This window comes from Enterobacter sp. MGH 4 (assembly GCF_000534735.1).
In the GTDB taxonomy this organism is placed as follows: domain Bacteria; phylum Pseudomonadota; class Gammaproteobacteria; order Enterobacterales; family Enterobacteriaceae; genus Enterobacter; species Enterobacter intestinihominis.
The window spans coordinates 12,882-33,584 of the sequence record NZ_KI973293.1 but is presented as its reverse complement, the minus strand read 5'-3'; the positions used below and the strand labels follow the sequence as shown (position 1 = coordinate 33,584).

The following is a 20,703-nucleotide window of genomic DNA, read 5'->3' as shown; positions in this document are numbered from 1 at the left end:
GGCTACCTTGTTAAACTCATTTAAACTTTCGCTTCAATACATTCTGCCTAAACTGTGGCTCACTCGCCTGGCGGGCTGGGGCGCGAGCAAACGAGCGGGCTGGCTGACCAAAATGGTCATCGACCTGTTCGTGAAATACTACAAGGTCGACATGAAAGAAGCGCAGAAACCGGATACGGCAAGCTACCGCACCTTCAACGAATTTTTTGTGCGTCCGCTGCGCGACGAAGTGCGCCCGCTGAATACCGACCCGAACGTGCTGGTGATGCCTGCTGACGGCGTGATCAGCCAGCTGGGTAAAATTGAAGACGACAAAATTTTGCAGGCGAAAGGCCATAACTACAGCCTGGAAGCGCTGCTGGCCGGTAACTACATAATGGCGGATCTGTTCCGCAACGGGACTTTCGCGACCACCTATCTCTCCCCACGCGACTACCACCGCGTTCATATGCCGTGTAACGGCATCCTGCGCGAGATGATCTACGTGCCGGGGGATCTGTTCTCTGTAAACCACCTGACGGCGCAAAACGTCCCTAACCTGTTTGCCCGTAACGAGCGCGTCATCTGCCTGTTTGATACTGAATTTGGCCCAATGGCGCAGATTCTGGTAGGTGCTACCATTGTGGGCAGCATCGAAACCGTCTGGGCGGGCACCATTACGCCGCCACGCGAAGGCGTGATCAAGCGCTGGACCTGGCCTGCCGGGGAAGAAGAAGGTTCTGTGGCCCTGCTGAAAGGTCAGGAGATGGGCCGCTTCAAGCTGGGCTCAACGGTAATCAACCTGTTCGCACCGGGCAAAGTTAACCTTGTCGACGAGCTGGAAAGCCTGTCCGTGACCAAACTCGGCCAGCCTCTGGCAGTATCGACGGAGGTCTTTGCAACGCCAGACGTTGCGCCAGCCCCGTTGCCGGAAGAAGAGATCAAAGCCGAGCACGATGCCAGCCCGCTGGTTGACGGCAAAAAAGACGAAGGTTAACAACAGAAGGATCGCTGACGTGCGCCCGATTATCGTATTACTGATGGCCTGGTGCCTCAGCATGGGGGCGTACGCAGCGACGGCCCCCGACGCCAAACAGATAACCCAGGAGCTGGAGCAGGCAAAAGCGGCGAAACCCGCTCAGCCGGAGGCCGTTGAGTCGCTCCAGTCTGCACTGAACGCACTTGAGGAACGAAAGGGTTCTCTTGAGCGCGCCCAGCAATATCAGCAGGTTATCGACAACTTCCCCAAACTCTCTCAGACCCTGCGCTCGCAGTTAAACAGCCTGCGTGATGAACCACGCCAGGTACCCGCAGGGATGACGTCCGAGGCGCTGAATCAGGAGATCCTGCAAGTCAGCAGCCAGCTGCTGGAAAAAAGCCGTCTGGCACAGCAGGAGCAGGAACGGGCGCGTGAAATTGCCGACTCTCTCAGTCAGCTTCCACAGCAGCAAACCGATGCCCGCCGTCAGTTAAATGAGGTGGAACGCCGCATTGGGACGCAGACCGGCAACACCCCGCAGAATCAGGCCCAAAATCTTGGGCTACAGGCGGAATCCGCCAGACTAAAAGCGCTGGTTGATGAACTGGAGCTGGCACAGCTTTCTGCTAACAACCGCCAGGAGCTGTCGCGGATGCGTTCGGAACTGGCGCAGAAGCAGAGCGAACAGCTGGATGCGTATCTCCAGGCGCTGAGAAATCAACTCAACAGCCAGCGTCAGCGTGAAGCTGAACGTGCGCTGGAAAGCACCGAGTTGTTGGCCGAAAACAGCGCTAACCTGCCCGACAGCATCGTCGCCCAGTTTAAGGTTAACCGCGAGCTTTCTGCCGCGCTGAATCAGCAGGCGCAGCGCATGGATTTGGTGGCCTCGCAGCAGCGTCAGGCCACTAATCAAACCCTCCAGGTTCGTCAGGCTCTCAACACGCTGCGTGAACAGTCCCAGTGGCTTGGCTCATCTAACCTGTTGGGCGAAGCGTTACGCGCACAGGTGGCTCGTCTGCCAGAGATGCCAAAACCGCAGCAGCTTGATACGGAGATGGCGCAGCTGCGCGTTCAGCGTCTTCATTATGAAGACCTTCTTAATAAGCAGCCGCAAATCCGCCAGATCCGTCAGGCTGACGGACAGCCGCTCACCGGCGAGCAAAGCCGTATTCTGGAAGCGCAGCTGCGCACCCAACGCGAACTGCTCAATTCCCTGTTGCAGGGGGGCGATACGCTGATCCTCGAACTCACCAAGCTGAAAGTCTCAAACAGCCAGCTGGAGGACGCGCTGAAAGAGGTCAACGAAGCCACGCACCGTTACCTGTTCTGGACATCCGACGTGCGGCCGATGACCTTCGCCTGGCCGATTGAGATCGTGCAGGATCTGCGCCGCCTCATTTCGCTGGACACCTTCAGCCAGCTGGGTCTCGCCAGCGTGATGATGCTCACCAGTAAGGAGACCATCTTCCCGCTGCTGGGGGCACTGATTCTGGTGGGTTTCAGTATTTATTCCCGTCGCCACTTCACCCGTTTCCTTGAGCGCTCCAGCGCCCGGGTGGGGAAAGTGACACAGGATCACTTCTGGCTGACGCTGCGTACAGTGTTCTGGTCAATTCTGGTCGCGTCTCCGCTGCCGGTGCTGTGGATGACGCTCGGATACGGCCTGCGTGAAGCCTGGCCCTATCCGCTTGCCGTCGCAATTGGCGATGGCGTGACCGCCACCGTTCCGCTGCTGTGGGTGGTGATGATTTGCGCCACGTTTGCGCGGCCAAATGGTCTGTTCATCGCTCACTTTGGCTGGCCGCGTAATCGCGTGGCGCGGGCGATGCGCTATTACCTGATGAGCATCGGGCTGATTGTGCCGCTAATTATGGCGCTGATCATGTTCGATAATCTCAATGACCGGGAGTTCTCCGGCTCGCTGGGACGGCTGTGCTTTATGCTGATCTGCGGGGCATTAGCGGTAGTGACGCTCAGCCTGAAGCGCGCCGGGATCCCGCTTTATCTCGACAAGTCCGGCAGTGGCGATAACATGTTTAACCGTCTGCTGTGGAACCTGCTGCTTAGCGCGCCGCTGGCGGCGATGCTGGCGGCGGCTGTCGGTTATCTCGCCACATCGCAAGCGCTGCTCGCACGACTGGAAACGTCAGTAGCTATCTGGTTCCTGCTGCTGGTGGTCTACCATGTTATTCGCCGCGGCATGCTGATCCAGCGTCGTCGTCTGGCGTTTGACCGTGCCAAACATCGTCGCGCAGAAATACTGGCCCAGCGCGCGCGGGGTGAGGAAGAGCCGAACCACGTCAACAGCACCGAAGGGACTTCAGACGCCGATGACGTCGAACTGGATCTCGATGCGATCAGTACCCAGTCCCTGCGGCTGGTACGCTCAATTCTGATGCTGGTTGCCCTGCTGTCGGTGATCTTCCTGTGGTCGGAAATCCACTCTGCGTTTGGCTTCCTGGAGAACATCTCTTTGTGGGATGTGACGTCGACGGTGCAGGGGGTCGAAAGCCTGGAGCCAATCACCTTAGGGGCCGTGCTGATTGCGATTCTGGTACTCATTATCACCACGCAGCTGATCCGTAACTTCCCTGCCCTGCTGGAGCTGGCGCTGTTGCAGCATCTGGATTTAACCCCCGGCACAGGCTATGCGATCACCACCATTACCAAGTATTTAATCATGCTGTTTGGTGGGCTGGTTGGCTTCTCGATGATTGGTATCGAATGGTCAAAACTGCAATGGCTGGTTGCCGCCCTGACCGTAGGCCTGGGCTTTGGTTTACAGGAGATCTTTGCCAACTTCGTCTCGGGTCTGATCATTCTGTTTGAAAAGCCGATTCGAATTGGCGATACGGTGACCATCCGCGATCTGACCGGCAGCGTCACCAGGATCAACACCCGCGCCACCACCATCAGCGACTGGGACCGTAAAGAGATCATCGTCCCGAACAAAGCGTTTATCACCGAGCAGTTTATCAACTGGTCGCTGTCTGACTCCGTCACGCGTGTGGTGCTGACCGTACCCGCTCCGTCGGATGCCAACAGCGAAGAGGTGACGCAGATCCTGTATACGGCTGCTGAACGCTGTTCGCTGGTAATCGACAACCCGCCGCCGGAAGTCTTCCTGGTTGATTTGCAGCAGGGGATCCAGATTTTCGAGCTGCGTATCTACGCCGCCGAGATGGGACACCGTATGCCGCTGCGCCATGAGATCCACCAGCTGATCCTGGCTGGCTTCCGCGAGCACGGAATTGATATGCCGTTCCCACCTTTCCAGATGCGTCTGGAAACGCTGGACGGACGTAAGACGGGAAGAACGTTGACGTCTGCGGCGCGTTCGCGCCCGGCGGGAAGTTTATAATCCATTTCCCCCTCCCTTCCGGGAGGGGTTTTTTCATCCGCTATGCCACTTCTGCCACGCAGGTCATCATGCGGCGGCGGTAGTTCTCATAAATCCCCATTGCCAGCAGCGAGAAGAAGATCGGTCCGCCAACCATCCACAGCGTGCTGCTCCAGTCATTTGCCTCAACCACGGGCTGAATGACGGTAAAGATGTTGGCGAACGCGACGACCAGCACCACAACAGTGGTCGCCAGCAGCGTCGCCACGCGGGTTTTGAAGATCACAAACGGTCGCTCCAGATCTCGCTTCGCCTTAAAGAACGGGAACGCCAGCGCCAGGAATAGGTACGGAAGCGTCATCGATACGTTTGCCATCAGGGTCAGCTTGTTATAGAACGCCGACGCGGTATCGCCGCCAAAGGACACCAGCAGAATGAACACGCACACCAGCAGGCACTGCATCCACATCGCGTTGGCAGGCATACCGGCAGCATTCAGCTGCGTCATACGTGCGGGCCACAGCGCCTTTGGCGTCCCCTGAATAATCGCTTTCAGCGGCGAGTAGATCAGCGTGAAGAACGCGCCAGTATAGGCGAGGAACATCGACAAACCGGTAATCCGCGCAAACCAGATCCCCAGGGTGGCCGACGTTTCCGGCGCGAGATCCATGGCGTTGCCCAGCGTCACCCCCAGGCTTTTCATCAACACGTAGGTAATGTTGCCGAGGTTGGTGGTGTTATTGCTCAGTACCTGCTGCCAGTTGGTGCTGACGCCCCAGAGGAAAATCGCCAGCGAGTAGCCAATGGAAATGACGATGGCGGCAAAGATAATGCCTTTGGCGAAGTTCTTTTCCGGGTTTTCGGTTTTATCGACCAGCCCGCCCACGGCTTCAATTCCACCGTAAGCAAAGATGGCAAACACCACGAAGGAGAGCATGGCCAGCCCGGACTGGTAACCCGGATTAGGCGATGAAACGAAGTTGACTTCCTGTGCGAAATGCCCGCCGTTCAGGCACAGAATAGCGATACTGACCAGCAGCAGCACCAGGTTCAGGCACATCACGGAAATTCCGCCAACGGCAGTGATACGGGCAATTTTGTTGATGCCTTTCGAGGCCACCCGCGTGACAACCACCATCCAGCACACCGCCAGAATACCGACCACCTGTGTGGAACTCAGCCCCGCCAGAGACCAGACCTGCGTTTTATCCGCACCGAAGAGAAACGTTGAGAACGGCACCCAGACCTTGGCCGCCGTGCTGACCATCCAGACGACATAGGATGAAAACCACATGAACGTACCGATAAACGCATAACGCGGACCGACGCTGTTGTTCATCCACGAATAGATGCCGCCTTCTTCTTTCCTGTACGCCGACCCCATCTCCGCCATCATTAGCGCAAACGGAATAAAGAAGAACAGCGCGGAAACGATATAAAACGGCGTCGCGCTGTAGCCCATCAGATAAAACGCGGACGGGCTATTGGCAAAGCCAAAAACTGACGTAAAAATCATCAGGATGAGCCCGGTAAGGGTCATTTTTTTGAGTGAGTGAGACATATAACCATCCGAAACGGAATTAAACTGCGCGGATGGTAGCAGATGACCAGACAAATATTGTGTCTATCCGAGTCAAATTAAGAAAAAGACCCGTGCATAGAGAAGATAGTAGTTTTTAATGTGGCAGAGTTAAATGACCAAGTAGGCCGGGTAAGCGACAGCGCCACCCGGCAATCCTTTATGCGCGATCGACCGTAAAGGCAATCACATCGCCCAGTTGTTCTGCGCCCAGCGCCAGCATGACCAGGCGATCCACACCCAGCGCCACGCCGGAGCAGTCCGGCAGACCGGCTTTAAGCGCTTCCAGCAGGTTGGTGTCAATCGGCTGCTGCGGCAGACCGCGCGCGTTGCGCTTGCGGTTATCCTGCTCGAAACGCTGTTGCTGTTCGCGCGCGTCGGTCAGCTCATGGAAACCGTTCGCCAGCTCGATGCCTTTAAAGTACACCTCAAAGCGCTCCGCCACGCGGTGATCTTCGGTGCTGATCTGCGCCAGTGAAGCCTGGCTGGCCGGGAAGTGATAGACAAACGTCGGACGATCTTTGCCAATCTGCGGTTCAACACCAAAGGTGAACAGCAGTTGCAGCAGCGTGTCGCGATCCTCTTCGTTATCCGCCACGTTGCTCAGATCCAGTTTTGCCGCCACTTCACGCAGCTGTGTTTTATCAGCCGACAGCGGATCAATTTCCAGATGACGCTGGAAGGCCTGCTGATAGGAGAGCGTTTCAGCTTCCGCGCAATCCAGCACCTGTTGGAGCAGATCGTCGACTTCGTTCATCAGACGATACATGTCGTAGTGCGGGCGGTACCACTCCAGCATAGTGAATTCCGGATTATGGTGTCGGCCCATCTCTTCATTACGGAAGCTACGGCACAGCTGATAGACCGGACCACACCCGGCCGCCAGCAGACGCTTCATATGGTATTCCGGGCTGGTCATCAGATACAGATTCATGCCCTGAGAGTGGCCTGGGCCAACAAAACGGGTTTCAAACGGGACCAGATGAATATCCGTGACCGTCGCCTGACTCATGCACGGCGTTTCCACCTCCAGGACGCCGCGATCCGCAAAGAAGCGGCGGATCTCCGCCATAATTGCTGCGCGCTTTAGCAGGTTTGGAATGGATGCGCTCGGCTGCCAGGTGGCCGTTTCGCTCATGAGTTATTTCTCCGTTTTCAGACAAGGGCACGAAGTCTACTCGCAAGCCGGGGCAGAGACAAATTTTGCACAGTAAAAGCCCCTTTTCATTGCACAGAGAAATACTGTGACGCCATTCATTAATCACGATGATAAATCACCGCACAGAACAGCAAAAAAATCGAACACGTCAAATTTCCCTCACTTCTACGCGGTTATACTGTTTTACCCATAAAGGAGCAGTGGAATCGCTTCCGCAATCGTCCGTTCGGGCAGGTGAACGTCCTTTAGCTCATCACGTTGCGGGAAAACCAAAATCTGGAGGAATGTCGTGCAAACTTTTCAAGCCGATCTTGCCGTAATAGGCGCTGGCGGGGCTGGATTACGCGCTGCAATTGCTGCGGCACAAGCCAATCCGAACGCCAAAATCGCATTGATTTCAAAAGTCTATCCGATGCGCAGCCACACGGTAGCCGCAGAAGGAGGATCCGCCGCCGTCGCGCAGGATCATGACAGCTTCGAATACCATTTCCACGACACGGTTGCAGGGGGCGACTGGCTTTGCGAACAGGATGTCGTTGATTACTTCGTACACCATTGCCCAACGGAAATGACCCAACTGGAACAGTGGGGATGTCCTTGGAGCCGCCGTCCGGACGGGAGCGTCAACGTCCGCCGCTTCGGTGGCATGAAGATCGAACGCACCTGGTTTGCCGCCGATAAGACCGGCTTCCACATGCTGCACACCCTGTTCCAGACCTCCCTCCAGTTCCCACAAATCCAGCGCTTTGACGAACATTTCGTTCTCGACATTCTGGTCGACGACGGTCATGCGCACGGACTGGTAGCAATGAACATGATGGAAGGCACGCTCGTCCAGATCCGCGCTAAGGCGGTGGTGATGGCAACGGGCGGTGCGGGCCGCGTATACCGCTACAACACCAACGGCGGCATCGTCACCGGTGACGGTATGGGCATGGCGCTCAGCCACGGCGTCCCGCTGCGTGATATGGAGTTCGTCCAGTATCACCCAACCGGCCTGCCGGGCTCCGGTATTCTGATGACGGAAGGCTGCCGCGGCGAAGGCGGTATTCTGGTCAACAAAAACGGCTATCGCTATTTGCAGGATTACGGCATGGGTCCGGAAACCCCGCTTGGCGAGCCGAAAAACAAATACATGGAACTCGGCCCACGCGACAAAGTCTCTCAGGCTTTCTGGCACGAATGGCGCAAAGGCAACACCATCTCAACGCCGCGCGGCGACGTGGTACATCTCGACCTGCGTCATCTCGGCGAGAAGAAACTGCTGGAGCGTCTGCCGTTTATCTGCGAGCTGGCGAAAGCCTATGTGGGCGTCGACCCGGTGAAAGAGCCGATCCCGGTGCGTCCAACCGCGCACTACACCATGGGCGGTATCGAAACCGACCAGCAGTGCGAAACCCGCATCAAAGGGCTGTTTGCGGTGGGTGAGTGTTCCTCCGTCGGTCTGCACGGCGCAAACCGTCTGGGCTCGAACTCGCTGGCTGAGCTGGTGGTCTTTGGTCGCATGGCGGGCGAACGCGCGATGGAGCGTGCCGCAACGGCAGGTGAAGCTAACAGCGCGGCGCTGGATGCGCAGGTTGCAGACATCGAAAAACGCCTGAAAGGCCTGGTGAACCAGGAAGGTAACGAAAACTGGTCGAAGATCCGCGACGAAATGGGGCTGTCGATGGAAGAAGGCTGCGGGATCTACCGTACGCCAGAGCTGATGCAGAAAACCGTCGACAAGCTGGCGGAACTCCAGGAACGCTTCAAGCGCGTGCGCATCACCGACACCTCCAGCGTCTTCAATACCGACCTGCTCTATACCATTGAACTGGGCCACGGCCTGAACGTCGCAGAGTGTATGGCCCATTCCGCCCTGGCGCGTAAAGAGTCCCGCGGCGCACACCAGCGCCTGGATGAGGGCTGCACCGAACGTGACGACGTCAATTTCCTTAAACATACTCTCGCCTGGCGCGATGCGGATGGTACCACCCGGCTGGACTACAGCGACGTGAAAATCACTACGCTGCCACCGGCGAAACGCGTGTACGGTGCAGAAGCAGAAGCCGCCGATAAGAAGGAGAAGGCGAATGGCTGAGATGCAAAAACTGAAAGTTGAAGTGGTGCGCTACAACCCGGAAGTGGACGCCGCGCCGCACAGCGCTTTCTATGAAGTCCCTTACGACGAGCAAACCTCCCTGCTGGATGCGCTCGGCTATATCAAAGATAACCTGGCCCCGGACCTGAGCTACCGCTGGTCCTGCCGCATGGCAATCTGCGGCTCCTGCGGCATGATGGTCAACAAAGTGCCGAAGCTGGCGTGTAAAACTTTCCTGCGTGATTACACTAAGGGCATCAAGGTTGAAGCGCTGGGCAACTTCCCGATTGAGCGCGATCTGGTGGTCGACATGACCCACTTTATCGAAAGCCTCGAAGCGATTAAGCCGTACATCATCGGCAACCCGCGCACGCCGGATCAGGGGCCAAACACCCAAACGCCCGCGCAGATGGCGAAATACCATCAGTTTTCCGGCTGCATCAACTGCGGCCTGTGCTACGCCGCCTGTCCACAGTTTGGCCTGAACCCTGAGTTTATCGGCCCGGCCGCCATTACCCTGGCGCACCGCTATAACGAGGACAGCCGCGACCACGGCAAAAAAGAACGTATGGCACAGCTTAACGGCCAGAACGGGGTCTGGACCTGCACGTTTGTCGGTTACTGCTCCGAAGTCTGTCCGAAGCATGTCGACCCGGCCGCCGCTATTCAGCAGGGAAAAGTGGAAAGTTCGAAAGACTTTCTTATCGCTACCCTGAAACCACGCTAAGGAGTGCATGATGACGACTAAACGCAAAGCCTACGTGCGACCAATGCCGTCCACCTGGTGGAAAAAACTGCCGTTTTATCGCTTCTATATGCTGCGTGAAGGCACGGCTGTTCCCGCGGTCTGGTTCAGCCTCGAACTGATGTACGGGGTGTATGCCCTCAAGCACGGCCCGGAAGCCTGGTCCAGTTTTGTGGGTTTCCTGCAAAACCCAATCATCGTAGTTCTGAATCTGATTGTGCTCGCAGCCGCGCTACTGCATACCAAAACCTGGTTTGAACTGGCGCCAAAAGCAGCGAACATCATTGTAAAAGGCGAAAAAATGGGGCCAGAGCCGGTTATTAAAGGGCTCTGGGCAGTGACGGCAGTTGTCTCTGTGGTCATTCTGTTTGTCGCACTGTTCTGGTAAGGAGACTACTGTGATCAATCCAAATCCAAAACGTTCAGATGAGCCGGTCTTCTGGGGGCTGTTTGGCGCAGGCGGCATGTGGAGCGCCATTATTGCCCCGGTAATTATCCTGCTGGTCGGTATTATGCTGCCGCTGGGGCTGTTTCCGGGCGATGCGCTGAGCTATGAGCGCGTACTGGCCTTTGCGAGCAGCTTTATTGGCCGGGTGTTCATCTTCCTGATGATCGTCCTGCCGCTGTGGTGTGGTCTGCACCGTATCCACCATGCGATGCACGATCTGAAAATCCATGTGCCAAGCGGTAAATGGGTCTTCTACGGCCTGGCAACCATTCTGACGGTCGTCACGTTGATTGCCGTGGTTACCATCTGACTGAACAGGCCCGCCATCCGGCGGGCTTTTTACTTTTTCATCTTCTCCACCAGCCACCGGGAAAATTCGCGCATGGCAGGCGTTTCTGTCCGGGATTGCAATCGGGTAAGCCAGTAACTGCCGAGCTCAATCTGCGTTGCAAAGGGCTGCACAATGCGCTCGCTGGCTAACAGATGGGTAAACATATCGACAGGTGCAATGGCAATACCTACCCCTGCCTGAGCGGCCTCCAGCATGGTCACGGACGAATCAAATACCATCACACGGTGCGTTGGCGAAGGGGGGTGCTCGCCGGCCGCCTGCATCCACGCGGTCCACTCGTCGCGTCGGTAGGAGCGCAGCAGCGTAAACCTGAGGATGTCGGCCGGACAGTGCAGACTGGTGGCGATATCGGGCGTACATAGCGGCGCGAGCGGCGCATGACAAAGAAATTCAGCCTCGGTGCCATGCCACGCCCCGCCACCGTAGCGGATCGTATAGTCAAGCCCTTCGGCAGCCGGATCAACGCGGTTGTTATGGGTGGAAAGCTGAAGATCGATGTGCGGATAGCCACGGCGAAAATCGTCCAGCTGTGAGAATAAAACCCCGATGGCAAACGTACCCACCACGCCGATTTTCAGCTTCTCCTGCGCACGATGGTTAGCGAAGCGATCCAGCATTCCGGCTATACGATCGAACGAATCATTCAGTACCGGCAGTAAGTTCTCTCCCTCGGTAGTCAACATCAGCCCGCGCGACACGCGAACGAACAGCTGACAGTTCAGGTGCTGCTCCAGCGCTTTCACATGCTGGCTAATGGCTGAATGGGTCACGTTCAGCTCAATGGCCGCATGCGTAAAGCTGAGATGTCTCGCGGCGGCTTCAAAGGCTCGAAGCGAATTGAGGGGGAGATAGCTTCGCGTCATGGTCTCTTCCGTTAGAAAAATTAACAGCTAATGCTAAATTTAACCGTTTGTCAGGCACAGTCAAATCCAACAGACTACGCCTGTCTGACGGGCCCGGACATCCCCTTGACTCGCTATTACGGAAGATTACTGATGATGAAAAAATCTCTTTGCTGCGCCCTGCTGCTCGGCATCTCTTGCTCTGCTCTCGCCGCGCCAGTGTCAGAAAAACAGCTGGCGGAGGTGGTCGCGAATACGATTACCCCGCTGATGAAAGCCCAGTCGATTCCAGGCATGGCGGTGGCCGTTATTTATCAGGGTAAACCGCACTATTACACGTTTGGCAAAGCCGATATCGCGGCCAGCAAACCCGTTACGCCTCAGACTCTGTTCGAGCTGGGTTCTATAAGTAAAACCTTCACCGGGGTTTTAGGAGGGGATGCCATTGCTCGCGGTGAAATTTCGCTGGACGATCCGGTGACCAGATACTGGCCACAGCTAACGGGCAAGCAGTGGCAGGGGATTCGTATGCTGGATCTCGCAACCTACACCGCTGGCGGCCTGCCGCTACAGGTACCGGATGAGGTCACGGATAATGCCGCCCTGCTGCACTTTTATCAAAACTGGCAGCCGCAGTGGAAGCCTGGCACAACGCGTCTTTACGCCAACGCCAGTATCGGTCTTTTTGGCGCGCTGGCGGTCAAACCTTCCGGCATGGGCTATGAGCAGGCCATGACGACGCGGGTCCTTAAGCCGCTCAAGCTGGACCATACCTGGATTAACGTTCCGAAAGCGGAAGAGGCGCATTACGCCTGGGGCTATCGTGACGGTAAAGCGGTGCGCGTTTCGCCGGGAATGCTGGATGCACAAGCCTATGGCGTGAAAACCAACGTGCAGGATATGGCGAACTGGGTCATGGCAAACATGGCGCCGGAGAAGGTTGCTGATGCCTCACTTAAGCAGGGCATCGCGCTGGCGCAGTCGCGCTACTGGCGTATCGGGTCAATGTATCAGGGTCTGGGCTGGGAGATGCTCAACTGGCCCGTGGAGGCCAACACGGTGATCGAGGGCAGCGACAGTAAGGTGGCGCTGGCACCGCTTCCCGTGGCAGAAGTGAATCCACCGGCTCCCCCGGTCAAAGCGTCCTGGGTCCATAAAACGGGCTCTACTGGCGGGTTTGGCAGTTACGTGGCCTTTATTCCTGAAAAGCAGTTCGGTATTGTGATGCTCGCGAATAAAAGCTATCCGAACCCGGCACGCGTTGAGGCGGCATACCATATCCTCGACGCGCTACAGTAAAACATTGCGGGTGGCGCTGCGCTTACCCGGCCTACACAACGCATGAACTTTGTAGGCCGGGTAAGGCGAAGCCGCCACCCGGCAAAACACCCTGCACAATCTCCCGCATTTTCCCTGCTGTCATCTACACTTAACAAAAAACAGTAAGGAAACTCCTATGCGCATTCTGCCTGTTATTGCCGCAGTAACAGCCGCGTTTTTAGTGGTTGCTTGCAGTTCCCCTACTCCTCCGCCTGGCGTCACGGTAGTCAGTAATTTCGACGCACAGCGCTTCCTCGGCACCTGGTATGAAATCGCCCGACTGGACCATCAGTTCGAACGGGGCTTAGAAAAAGTCACGGTCAGCTACAGCGCGATGGATGACGGCGGGATCCGGGTCATTAACCGCGGCTATAACCCGGATCGCCAGATGTGGCAGCAGTCAGTTGGTCAGGCCTATTTCACCGGCGCATCTAACCGCGCGGCCATGAAAGCCTCTTTCATCGGCCCATACTACGGCGGGTATAACGTCATTGCGCTGGACAGAGAGTACCGCCACGCGCTGGTCTGTGGGCCGGATCGCAACTATCTGTGGCTCCTCTCACGCACGCCAACGATCTCGGCGGAAATGAAACAGCAGATGCTGGACATAGCGACCCGGCAAGGGTTTGATGTGACGAAGTTAATCTGGGTAAAACAGCCGCATTAGTGCGTACTGAGTTTTAACCCGATGATACCCGCGACAATCAACGCGAGGCTGGCGATGCGCGCCAGACTCGCAGACTCCCCCAGCAGCAGAATGCCGGTAATGGCAGCCCCTACCGCGCCAATTCCCGTCCAGACAGCGTAAGCTGTGCCGACGGGTAAGGTTCGCATCGCCCATGACAGCATGACGATACTGACAATCATTGCGGCGATAGTGATGACGCTGGGCGTCAGGCGGGTAAAACCGTGGGTGTATTTCAGACCAATTGCCCATACCACTTCGAGCAAACCAGCAATAACAAGAACGATCCAGGACATTTCAGGCTCCTTAACTTAAAGACAAGTTGGGGCCGTCCCCGATGAGTGAAGCGCTTACGGGTCGTCCCGCAAGGCAGAAGTTGCGCCTTATATTTTGGTTAGCGTGGAATTTTTTTTCAAACTTTTTCTGCTGAACACCTTAAAGCAAGAAATAGCCTCAGTAAGGCACGTAGTTCAGGCATTTATGACTCATCCGACTTCTCTATGATGATAGGCTTTCTTATGGCAGGAAGCCAAACCACTAGCCGACTGCGAAAATTTTATGTTCAAAATTCTTTTGATTGACCGTTGTCACTTCACCCGCGCGGGATTTGAAGCCTGGGTCAATCATTCAGACCTGTTTTCGGGTCATTTCGTCATAACCGGGGTAAATAATCTTTTCCTCGCCAGAGAGCATATCCTGCAATGGAAACCTGCGCTGGTCATCGCTGATTTATCTGGCTTCCGGCAGGATTTACACCATTTTCAGCAGCTTTCCTCCCTGCTAATTGCCAGCGAAACACTGCCTTTTATTATGCTGCAATCAGGGCAGGAGCAGGAGATGACTGATTATCTGGCGCAGTTCCCGATATGGTCTTCGCTCTCCAAAAATACCGATCTGGAAGCACTGGCGGCGGTGATAAACGATGCGCTAACGTCATGCGCGAGTGCGGAGCTACCGAAAATGGCGGCACCGTTGCTGACGCGTCAGGAAGAAAGAGTTCTGACCTTGTGGATGGATGGTGCGAGCAACCAGAAAATTGCCAGCAATCTTCGCATTAACGGAAAAACGGTATACACGTACAAACGCAATATCCGCATGAAGCTGCATATGGATACGCGCTACTCGCCGTTTTTATCGCTACAGGAAGTGGAGAATTGACGGTACGGTGTAATAACTTGCCGTACCGTCGCTTACATTAGTTCTGAGCTTTAGTTGCTGCGCCAGAAATCGCGCTACCACCGTCGGAGATATCTTCCCCTACGCCACGGGTGGTGTTACATGCAGTCAGTACCGAAGAAAGCACCAGAACAGAAAAGATCGCTGCAATTGTTTTCTTAACCATAATATCTTCCTTTTATAGCCAAAGTTATTTTGTGTATAGCAACTTAAGAATAGACAAAATCTTGCCGTTTGACGGAAAAGGAAGAATTTTTAGGAAAATTAGACGGAATTAGCTGGCCGCATGGGAAATGATATGGCCGAGATCCTGGATATCTTCACCCACGCCACGCGCGGTGTTGCAGCCGGAGAGAATTGCGCTGGAGAGCGCTAACAGAAGCAGAATTTTAACGGTACGTTTCATCTTCCCTGCCTGCAAAATCAGGCGCAGCGGGCGCTGCGCCTTTAATCATGACGTAAATTACTTCACGCGGGATACGTATTCGCCGGAGCGGGTATCCACTTTGATCACTTCACCGATCTGTACGAACAGTGGCACTTTCACCACAGCGCCGGTAGACAGGGTGGCAGGCTTGCCGCCAGTACCTGCGGTATCACCTTTCAGACCTGGATCGGTTTCAACGATTTCCAGCTCAACGAAGTTCGGCGGCGTAACCGCGATAGGCTGACCGTTCCACAGGGTCACGATGCACTCAGCCTGATCCAGCAGCCACTTGGCGTTGTCGCCAATCGCTTTCGCGTCCGCAGACAGCTGCTCGAAGGTTTCGTTGTTCATGAAGTGCCAGAACTCACCGTCGTTGTACAGGTAAGTCAGGTTCATATCGACAACATCAGCGCCTTCAGCGGAGTCAGTAGATTTGAAGGTTTTCTCAACACGGGTACCGGTCAGCAGGCGGCGCAGCTTAACGCGCGCAAATGCCTGGCCTTTACCTGGTTTAACGAATTCGCTGGCTTCAACCGCGTACGGTTCGCCGTCCATCATGATTTTAAGACCAGCACGAAAATCGTTGCTATAGTACGTTGCCATAAGGCCCTCTAAATTTGTTAACTGGTAGCTAAGCCACAAAATGGCGCATATTGTAACCCTAAACACCCCGTCCAGAGAAGATTGGTTATCGCAACTTGCCGATGTAATCACCAGTCCTGATGAATTGCTGCGTCTTTTAGACCTCGAACAGCACGAAGCGTTGCGTGCAGGCCGTGAGGCGAAGCGCCTTTTCGCCCTGCGCGTTCCCCGCGCGTTTGTTGCCCGAATGGAAAAGGGTAACCCTGATGATCCATTATTAAAACAAACGCTGACCTCTCAGGATGAATTTATTACCGCCCCCGGATACAGCACCGATCCGCTGGAAGAGCAGAACAGTGTTGTACCGGGTTTACTGCATAAATACCGCAATCGTGCCCTGCTGCTGGTTAAGGGCGGGTGCGCGGTAAATTGCCGCTATTGCTTCCGTCGCCACTTCCCGTACGCCGAAAATCAGGGTAATAAGCGCAACTGGCAGGTGGCGCTGGACTACATCGCAGCGCATCCGGAACTGGATGAAATCATCTTTTCCGGCGGCGACCCGCTGATGGCAAAAGATCATGAGCTGGACTGGCTGCTGACTCAACTTGAGACCATCCCGCACATTAAGCGTCTGCGCATTCACAGCCGTTTACCGATCGTCATCCCGGCGCGTATCACCGACGCCCTGGTCACGCGCCTGGAGCAGTCCCGTTTACAGGTGCTGCTGGTAAACCATATCAACCATGCAAATGAAATTGACGCGGACTTTCGTGCGGCGATGACGCGTATGCGAATGGCAGGCGTGACGCTGCTCAACCAGAGCGTATTACTGCGCGGCGTGAACGACAGCGCCCACGTGTTGGCCGATCTCAGCAATGCCTTATTTGATGCGGGCGTAATGCCCTATTACCTGCATGTTCTGGATCGCGTCCAGGGCGCGGCGCACTTCATGGTGACGGATGAAGAGGCACGGAAGATTATGCGCGAGCTGTTAACGCTGGTTTCAGGTTATATGGTGCCGAAGCTGGCACGTGAGATTGGCGGAGTGCCGAGTAAGACGCCGCTGGATTTGCAGCTGCGGCAGCAGTAAAAAAGGAGGTGGCGCTACGCTTACCTGCCTACAGGTAAAGCGGCAGCGCCATCAAAATGTTATATCAGTTCGGGCACTTATAGACCTGGCCGTTCATCTGGCTGGCGGTTGGCACAAAGCTGGACAGCATACCCTGCGTCGGGCTGCTCACCCCGTAAATCACGTTGCCGCCCATTGCTGCAGCCTGATTACGCAGGGCATTGGCCGCACCGCGCATAGAGCCGCCCTCCTCGCCGTGCTGCCCTGACATCCAGTTGCTTTGCTCGCCAGAGGCGGTGCCTAACAGCTGGCATTCGCTGCCCGGCTTATCTTCCACAAAGCGAACGCTCTGGCCCGCTGCCGTCAGCTCATTGCTGGTGCTACAACCCGCCAGCAGCAATGCTGCACCTACAATCCCTGCACAGACTTTTATGCGCATGTTATTCCTCGTTTTCAATAAGCTGGACAGTAGTTGTCCGCGTGTAAACCTTATACTAAAAAGATGACCAAAAGAAAAATGCTGAGCATTTCTGCGAGCCAGATTCCGCTGGCACTCCTCCGACATCTTAAATGAATTCTGATAATAACCTTTGGGATATCGTGTTTTAGCCCCCGATCGTTTTTAGTGATGCGACGTACAACTTTTGTACGGGACTAAAAAAAGGGGGTTTCATGAGTGCATCATCCTCAGGAGAGGAAAAAGTAACCTGGGTGGGCTATCTGGCGTTCGTGCTCACCATCGTATTTTTCTCAGGTTTTTTCGCCAAAAGTACTGAATGGTGGCGCATGCTGGATTTTACCGTCCTGAACGGCAGCTTTGGACCGGTGAACGGCGCCCTAACGTTTCGCGGCGAGGGTGGCACAGGAGCGAAAGACGGTTTTTTGTTTGCCCTTGAACTGGCGCCCTCGGTCATTTTATCGCTCGGGATCATTGCCGTTACCGAGGGGCTGGGCGGGCTGCGCGCCGCACAACAGCTCATGACGCCCATTCTGCGCCCGCTGCTCGGCGTGCCGGGCATCTGCTCTCTGGCGCTTATCGCCAACCTGCAAAATACCGATGCAGCCGCAGGGATGACCAAAGAGTTGACCGACGAAGGGGCGATTACTGACCATGAACGCGCCATTTTCGCCACCTTCCAGACCAGCGGTAGCGCCATTATTACCAACTATTTTTCTTCCGGTGCCGCACTTTTTACCTTTATTACCGTCCCGGTGATCGCGCCGCTGGCGGTCATTCTGGTATTTAAATTTGTTGGCGCCAACTTCCTGCGGCTGTGGATCGCCCACATGGAAGTTCGTCGCGTTCAGGAGGAAAAATGATCGCCCAGACGCGTAAAAATATCATGGACTTGTTTATCGATGGCGCCCGCCGCGGCTTTACCATCGCCACCACCAGCCTGCTGCCGAACGTGGTCATGGCGTTTGTCATCATTCAGGCGCTTAAGGTGACCGGCCTGCTGGATATTGTCGGCAGGGTATGCGAGCCCATCATGGCCCTGTGGGGGCTTCCGGGTGCGGCGGCAACGGTACTTCTGGCCTCGGTGATGAGTATGGGCGGCGGCGTGGGGGTTTGCGCCAGCCTGGTCGTCGCCGGCACGCTCAGCGGCCATGATGCCACCATCCTGCTGCCCGCCATCTACCTGATGGGCAATCCGGTGCAAAACACGGGCCGCTGCCTCGGCACCGCAGGCGTGAACCCGAAATATTACCCGCACATCATCGCTGTCTGCGTCATCAACGCCCTGCTCTCGATGTGGGTGATGCAGCTACTCTTCTGAGGAGATAAAAATGGATTTTTCAGTGCTGGAACCGCATCTCTTCCGCCATGCACATCTTGTTTGAGTAACGGCTCGACGGGCAATAAAAAACCCCGGGCATCGCTGCCCGGGGTTCATTCTGAGAGGTTCAGAACAACATGATTACATCATGCCGCCCATGCCACCCATGCCGCCCATACCACCAGCAGCACCTAAGTCAGGCGCGTCGCCTTTAGGCATGTCGGTTACCATGCATTCGGTCGTGATCATCAGGCCAGCTACAGATGCCGCGTACTGCAGAGCAGAACGGGTAACTTTAGTTGGGTCCAGGATACCGAAGTCGATCATGTTGCCGTATTCTTCAGTTGCTGCGTTGTAACCGTAGTTACCTTCGCCCGCTTTCACGTTGTTCGCAACTACTGATGGCTCTTCACCGGCGTTGGACACGATCTGACGCAGAGGGGCTTCCATTGCGCGAAGCGCAACTTTGATACCTACGTTCTGGTCTTCGTTCTGAGCGGTCAGGCCAGCCAGTTTAGCGGCTACACGCACCAGCGCGACACCACCACCAGCAACTACGCCTTCTTCTACCGCAGCACGGGTCGCATGCAGGGCATCGTCAACGCGTGCTTTCTTCTCTTTCATTTCAACTTCGGTCGCAGCACCAACTTTGATTACCGCAACGCCGCCTGCCAGTTTCGCTACGCGCTCCTGCAGTTTTTCACGGTCGTAATCGGAAGTTGCTTCTTCGATCTGCTTACGGATCTGACCAACACGGCCCTGAATAGCGGCTTCTTCCCCCACACCGTCGATGATGGTGGTAGTGTCTTTGTTGATCACAACGCGTTTCGCCTGGCCCAGGTCTTCCAGGGTCGCTTTTTCCAGCTCCATACCAATCTCTTCAGAGATCACGGTACCGCCGGTCAGGGTAGCGATATCCTGCAGCATCGCCTTACGACGATCGCCGAAGCCAGGTGCTTTAACCGCTGCCACTTTCACGATGCCACGCATGGTGTTAACCACCAGAGTCGCCAGCGCTTCGCCTTCAACGTCTTCAGCAATGATTACCAGCGGCTTGCCTGCTTTCGCAACGGCTTCCAGCACTGGCAGCATTTCGCGGATGTTGGAGATTTTCTTGTCAGCCAGCAGGATGAACGGGCTTTCCAGCTCAACAGCGCCAGTTTCTGGCTTGTTGATGAAGTATGGGGACAGGTAACCGCGGTCGAACTGCATACCTTCAACCACATCCAGTTCGTCTTCCAGACCAGTACCGTCTTCAACGGTGATCACGCCTTCTTTACCGACTTTATCCATCGCTTCAGCGATCAGTTTACCTACGGTTTCGTCGGAGTTAGCGGAGATAGTACCAACCTGAGCAATGGCTTTAGAGTCAGAGCACGGTACGGACAGCGCTTTCAGCTCTTCAACAGCAGAGGCGACAGCTTTGTCGATACCACGTTTCAGATCCATTGGGTTCATGCCCGCAGCAACGGCTTTCAGGCCTTCGGTGATGATCGCCTGCGCCAGTACGGTCGCGGTGGTGGTACCGTCACCAGCAGCGTCGTTCGCTTTAGAGGCAACTTCTTTCACCATCTGTGCGCCCATGTTTTCGAACTTGTCTTCCAGCTCGATTTCACGTGCAACAGAAACACCATCTTTAGTGATGGTTGGCGCGCCGAAGGATTTGTCCAGCACGACGTTACGGCCTTTCGGGCCCAGAGTGACTTTCACTGCGTCTGCCAGTACGTTTACGCCGCGGAGCATTTTTACACGAGCGTCGTTACCGAATTTTACGTCTTTAGCTGCCATGTTCTTATTTCCTCAAATTCGTACAGTTTCGTGCGTTAATTACGCTTCAACAATTGCCAGAATGTCGCTCTCGGACATGATCAACACTTCTTCATTGTCGATCTTCTCGGATTTCACGCCGTAGCCATCGTTGAAAATGACGATGTCACCAACTTTAACGTCCAGTGGCTGCACAGTTCCGTTTTCCAGGATGCGGCCCTTACCGACAGCGATGATTTCGCCACGCGTTGATTTTGCTGCTGCTGAACCGGTCAGAACGATGCCGCCAGCAGACTTGGTTTCAACTTCTTTACGTTTGACGATCACACGATCATGTAACGGACGAATACTCATTGATAGCTCTCCTTTGAGAAAGTCATTATCAGTTATGGATGA

The 20,703-nt window shown here is 55.5% G+C and carries 22 protein-coding genes; 12 read left to right on the top strand and 10 right to left on the bottom strand.

All coding sequences use genetic code 11. The features are described 5' to 3' along the window. The first annotated feature begins 7 nt into the window (after window positions 1-7). Window positions 8-976, top strand: a complete 969-nt coding sequence (gene asd, locus L350_RS10430; protein WP_032625186.1) for an archaetidylserine decarboxylase — start codon at window positions 8-10, stop codon at window positions 974-976. 19 nt (window positions 977-995) lie between these two features. Beyond that, a complete protein-coding gene (gene mscM, locus L350_RS10435) occupies window positions 996-4,319 on the top strand; it encodes a miniconductance mechanosensitive channel MscM (RefSeq protein ID WP_022646812.1) in 3,324 nt (1,107 codons plus the stop codon). A 40-nt stretch (window positions 4,320-4,359) separates the two neighbouring features. On the opposite strand, the gene yjeM is transcribed toward mscM, so the two are convergent. Next, window positions 4,360-5,859 carry a glutamate/gamma-aminobutyrate family transporter YjeM gene (gene yjeM, locus L350_RS10440; protein WP_032625184.1) on the bottom strand — a complete coding sequence of 500 codons (1,500 nt, stop codon included), beginning with the start codon at window positions 5,857-5,859 and terminating at the stop codon, window positions 4,360-4,362. A gap of 178 nt (window positions 5,860-6,037) precedes the next feature. After that, the gene (epmA, locus tag L350_RS10445) at window positions 6,038-7,015 is read right to left on the bottom strand and encodes an elongation factor P--(R)-beta-lysine ligase (RefSeq protein WP_003855960.1); all 978 of its coding nucleotides are present in this window, start codon (window positions 7,013-7,015) and stop codon (window positions 6,038-6,040) included. Between the two features lie 310 nt (window positions 7,016-7,325). On the opposite strand from epmA, the gene frdA reads away from it, so the two are divergent. Genes frdA through frdD form a run of 4 tightly spaced genes read left to right on the top strand, consistent with a single transcriptional unit; the run spans window position 7,326 to window position 10,619 of the window. Continuing rightward, window positions 7,326-9,116, top strand: a complete 1,791-nt coding sequence (gene frdA, locus L350_RS10450; RefSeq protein ID WP_023305293.1) for a fumarate reductase (quinol) flavoprotein subunit — start codon at window positions 7,326-7,328, stop codon at window positions 9,114-9,116. Continuing rightward, window positions 9,109-9,843: a succinate dehydrogenase/fumarate reductase iron-sulfur subunit gene (locus L350_RS10455; protein WP_022646809.1), complete on the top strand. Its 735-nt coding sequence runs from the start codon at window positions 9,109-9,111 to the stop codon at window positions 9,841-9,843. The genes frdA and L350_RS10455 overlap by 8 nt, the downstream gene beginning before the upstream one ends. A 10-nt stretch (window positions 9,844-9,853) precedes the next feature. Continuing rightward, window positions 9,854-10,249 (top strand): fumarate reductase subunit FrdC, encoded by a 396-nt coding sequence (gene frdC, locus L350_RS10460; RefSeq protein WP_032625180.1) that lies wholly within the window; start codon window positions 9,854-9,856, stop codon window positions 10,247-10,249. Between the two features lie 10 nt (window positions 10,250-10,259). Next, window positions 10,260-10,619 carry a fumarate reductase subunit FrdD gene (frdD, locus tag L350_RS10465; protein ID WP_000609653.1) on the top strand — a complete coding sequence of 120 codons (360 nt, stop codon included), beginning with the start codon at window positions 10,260-10,262 and terminating at the stop codon, window positions 10,617-10,619. 29 nt (window positions 10,620-10,648) lie between these two features. Here the strand turns inward: frdD and ampR are convergent, their stop codons facing one another. Then, entirely contained in the window at window positions 10,649-11,524 is an 876-nt protein-coding gene (gene ampR / locus L350_RS10470) for a LysR family transcriptional regulator AmpR (protein WP_032625178.1), read from the bottom strand. A 132-nt stretch (window positions 11,525-11,656) separates the two neighbouring features. Here ampR and L350_RS10475 point away from each other — a divergent pair, with 132 nt between their 5' ends. Next, entirely contained in the window at window positions 11,657-12,802 is a 1,146-nt protein-coding gene (locus L350_RS10475) for a cephalosporin-hydrolyzing class C beta-lactamase ACT-66 (RefSeq protein WP_032625176.1), read from the top strand. Between the two features lie 157 nt (window positions 12,803-12,959). Then, a complete protein-coding gene (locus L350_RS10480) occupies window positions 12,960-13,490 on the top strand; it encodes a lipocalin family protein (RefSeq protein WP_032625173.1) in 531 nt (176 codons plus the stop codon). On the opposite strand, the gene sugE is transcribed toward L350_RS10480, so the two are convergent. Next, window positions 13,487-13,804 (bottom strand): quaternary ammonium compound efflux SMR transporter SugE, encoded by a 318-nt coding sequence (gene sugE, locus L350_RS10485; protein ID WP_015572453.1) that lies wholly within the window; start codon window positions 13,802-13,804, stop codon window positions 13,487-13,489. The genes L350_RS10480 and sugE overlap by 4 nt on opposite strands. 262 nt (window positions 13,805-14,066) lie before the next feature. On the opposite strand from sugE, the gene L350_RS10490 reads away from it, so the two are divergent. After that, on the top strand, window positions 14,067-14,666 hold the full coding sequence (locus tag L350_RS10490) for a helix-turn-helix transcriptional regulator (RefSeq protein WP_032625171.1): 600 nt from the start codon (window positions 14,067-14,069) through the stop codon (window positions 14,664-14,666). A gap of 37 nt (window positions 14,667-14,703) precedes the next feature. On the opposite strand, the gene ecnB is transcribed toward L350_RS10490, so the two are convergent. The 3 genes from ecnB to efp all read right to left on the bottom strand — a co-directional run bounded on the left by ecnB (window position 14,704) and on the right by efp (window position 15,714). Then, window positions 14,704-14,850, bottom strand: a complete 147-nt coding sequence (gene ecnB / locus L350_RS10495; RefSeq protein ID WP_006178941.1) for a lipoprotein toxin entericidin B — start codon at window positions 14,848-14,850, stop codon at window positions 14,704-14,706. A gap of 108 nt (window positions 14,851-14,958) precedes the next feature. Beyond that, on the bottom strand, window positions 14,959-15,090 hold the full coding sequence (locus L350_RS10500; protein ID WP_006810410.1) for an entericidin A/B family lipoprotein: 132 nt from the start codon (window positions 15,088-15,090) through the stop codon (window positions 14,959-14,961). 57 nt (window positions 15,091-15,147) lie between these two features. After that, window positions 15,148-15,714: an elongation factor P gene (efp, locus tag L350_RS10505; RefSeq protein ID WP_003855940.1), complete on the bottom strand. Its 567-nt coding sequence runs from the start codon at window positions 15,712-15,714 to the stop codon at window positions 15,148-15,150. Between the two features lie 40 nt (window positions 15,715-15,754). Here efp and epmB point away from each other — a divergent pair, with 40 nt between their 5' ends. Continuing rightward, on the top strand, window positions 15,755-16,783 hold the full coding sequence (epmB, locus tag L350_RS10510) for an EF-P beta-lysylation protein EpmB (RefSeq protein WP_032625168.1): 1,029 nt from the start codon (window positions 15,755-15,757) through the stop codon (window positions 16,781-16,783). A 64-nt stretch (window positions 16,784-16,847) separates the two neighbouring features. Here epmB and L350_RS10515 read toward each other — a convergent pair whose 3' ends face one another. Continuing rightward, complete coding sequence (locus L350_RS10515; protein WP_022646802.1) at window positions 16,848-17,201, bottom strand: DUF4156 domain-containing protein; 354 nt, start codon at window positions 17,199-17,201, stop codon at window positions 16,848-16,850. A 233-nt stretch (window positions 17,202-17,434) separates the two neighbouring features. Between L350_RS10515 and L350_RS10520 the strand changes: the two genes are divergently transcribed. Both L350_RS10520 and L350_RS10525 read left to right on the top strand, forming a co-directional pair. Continuing rightward, entirely contained in the window at window positions 17,435-18,082 is a 648-nt protein-coding gene (locus L350_RS10520; protein WP_032625166.1) for a nucleoside recognition domain-containing protein, read from the top strand. Beyond that, the gene (locus tag L350_RS10525) at window positions 18,079-18,540 is read left to right on the top strand and encodes a YjiG family protein (protein ID WP_022646800.1); all 462 of its coding nucleotides are present in this window, start codon (window positions 18,079-18,081) and stop codon (window positions 18,538-18,540) included. Before L350_RS10520 ends, L350_RS10525 begins: the two co-directional genes overlap by 4 nt. A gap of 141 nt (window positions 18,541-18,681) precedes the next feature. Here L350_RS10525 and groL read toward each other — a convergent pair whose 3' ends face one another. Together groL and L350_RS10535 are read right to left on the bottom strand one after the other, a co-directional pair. Continuing rightward, window positions 18,682-20,328 (bottom strand): chaperonin GroEL, encoded by a 1,647-nt coding sequence (gene groL / locus L350_RS10530; protein ID WP_006810416.1) that lies wholly within the window; start codon window positions 20,326-20,328, stop codon window positions 18,682-18,684. Window positions 20,329-20,367: 39 nt separating this feature from the next. Beyond that, on the bottom strand, window positions 20,368-20,661 hold the full coding sequence (locus L350_RS10535) for a co-chaperone GroES (protein ID WP_003855929.1): 294 nt from the start codon (window positions 20,659-20,661) through the stop codon (window positions 20,368-20,370). Between the last annotated feature and the right edge of the window lie 42 nt (window positions 20,662-20,703).

Bases quoted from the DNA above. Each gene is read 5' to 3' on its own strand.
- yjeM (WP_032625184.1), bottom strand. From the start codon at position 5,859: ATGTCTCACTCACTCAAAAAAATGACCCTTACCGGGCTCATCCTGATG.
- epmA (WP_003855960.1), bottom strand. From the start codon at position 7,015: ATGAGCGAAACGGCCACCTGGCAGCCGAGCGCATCCATTCCAAACCTG.
- L350_RS10455 (WP_022646809.1), top strand. From the start codon at position 9,109: ATGGCTGAGATGCAAAAACTGAAAGTTGAAGTGGTGCGCTACAACCCG.
- frdC (WP_032625180.1), top strand. From the start codon at position 9,854: ATGACGACTAAACGCAAAGCCTACGTGCGACCAATGCCGTCCACCTGG.
- ampR (WP_032625178.1), bottom strand. From the start codon at position 11,524: ATGACGCGAAGCTATCTCCCCCTCAATTCGCTTCGAGCCTTTGAAGCC.
- L350_RS10475 (WP_032625176.1), top strand. From the start codon at position 11,657: ATGATGAAAAAATCTCTTTGCTGCGCCCTGCTGCTCGGCATCTCTTGC.
- L350_RS10480 (WP_032625173.1), top strand. From the start codon at position 12,960: ATGCGCATTCTGCCTGTTATTGCCGCAGTAACAGCCGCGTTTTTAGTG.
- sugE (WP_015572453.1), bottom strand. From the start codon at position 13,804: ATGTCCTGGATCGTTCTTGTTATTGCTGGTTTGCTCGAAGTGGTATGG.
- L350_RS10490 (WP_032625171.1), top strand. From the start codon at position 14,067: ATGTTCAAAATTCTTTTGATTGACCGTTGTCACTTCACCCGCGCGGGA.
- ecnB (WP_006178941.1), bottom strand. From the start codon at position 14,850: ATGGTTAAGAAAACAATTGCAGCGATCTTTTCTGTTCTGGTGCTTTCT.
- L350_RS10500 (WP_006810410.1), bottom strand. From the start codon at position 15,090: ATGAAACGTACCGTTAAAATTCTGCTTCTGTTAGCGCTCTCCAGCGCA.
- efp (WP_003855940.1), bottom strand. From the start codon at position 15,714: ATGGCAACGTACTATAGCAACGATTTTCGTGCTGGTCTTAAAATCATG.
- epmB (WP_032625168.1), top strand. From the start codon at position 15,755: ATGGCGCATATTGTAACCCTAAACACCCCGTCCAGAGAAGATTGGTTA.
- L350_RS10515 (WP_022646802.1), bottom strand. From the start codon at position 17,201: ATGCGCATAAAAGTCTGTGCAGGGATTGTAGGTGCAGCATTGCTGCTG.
- L350_RS10520 (WP_032625166.1), top strand. From the start codon at position 17,435: ATGAGTGCATCATCCTCAGGAGAGGAAAAAGTAACCTGGGTGGGCTAT.
- L350_RS10525 (WP_022646800.1), top strand. From the start codon at position 18,079: ATGATCGCCCAGACGCGTAAAAATATCATGGACTTGTTTATCGATGGC.
- groL (WP_006810416.1), bottom strand. From the start codon at position 20,328: ATGGCAGCTAAAGACGTAAAATTCGGTAACGACGCTCGTGTAAAAATG.
- L350_RS10535 (WP_003855929.1), bottom strand. From the start codon at position 20,661: ATGAGTATTCGTCCGTTACATGATCGTGTGATCGTCAAACGTAAAGAA.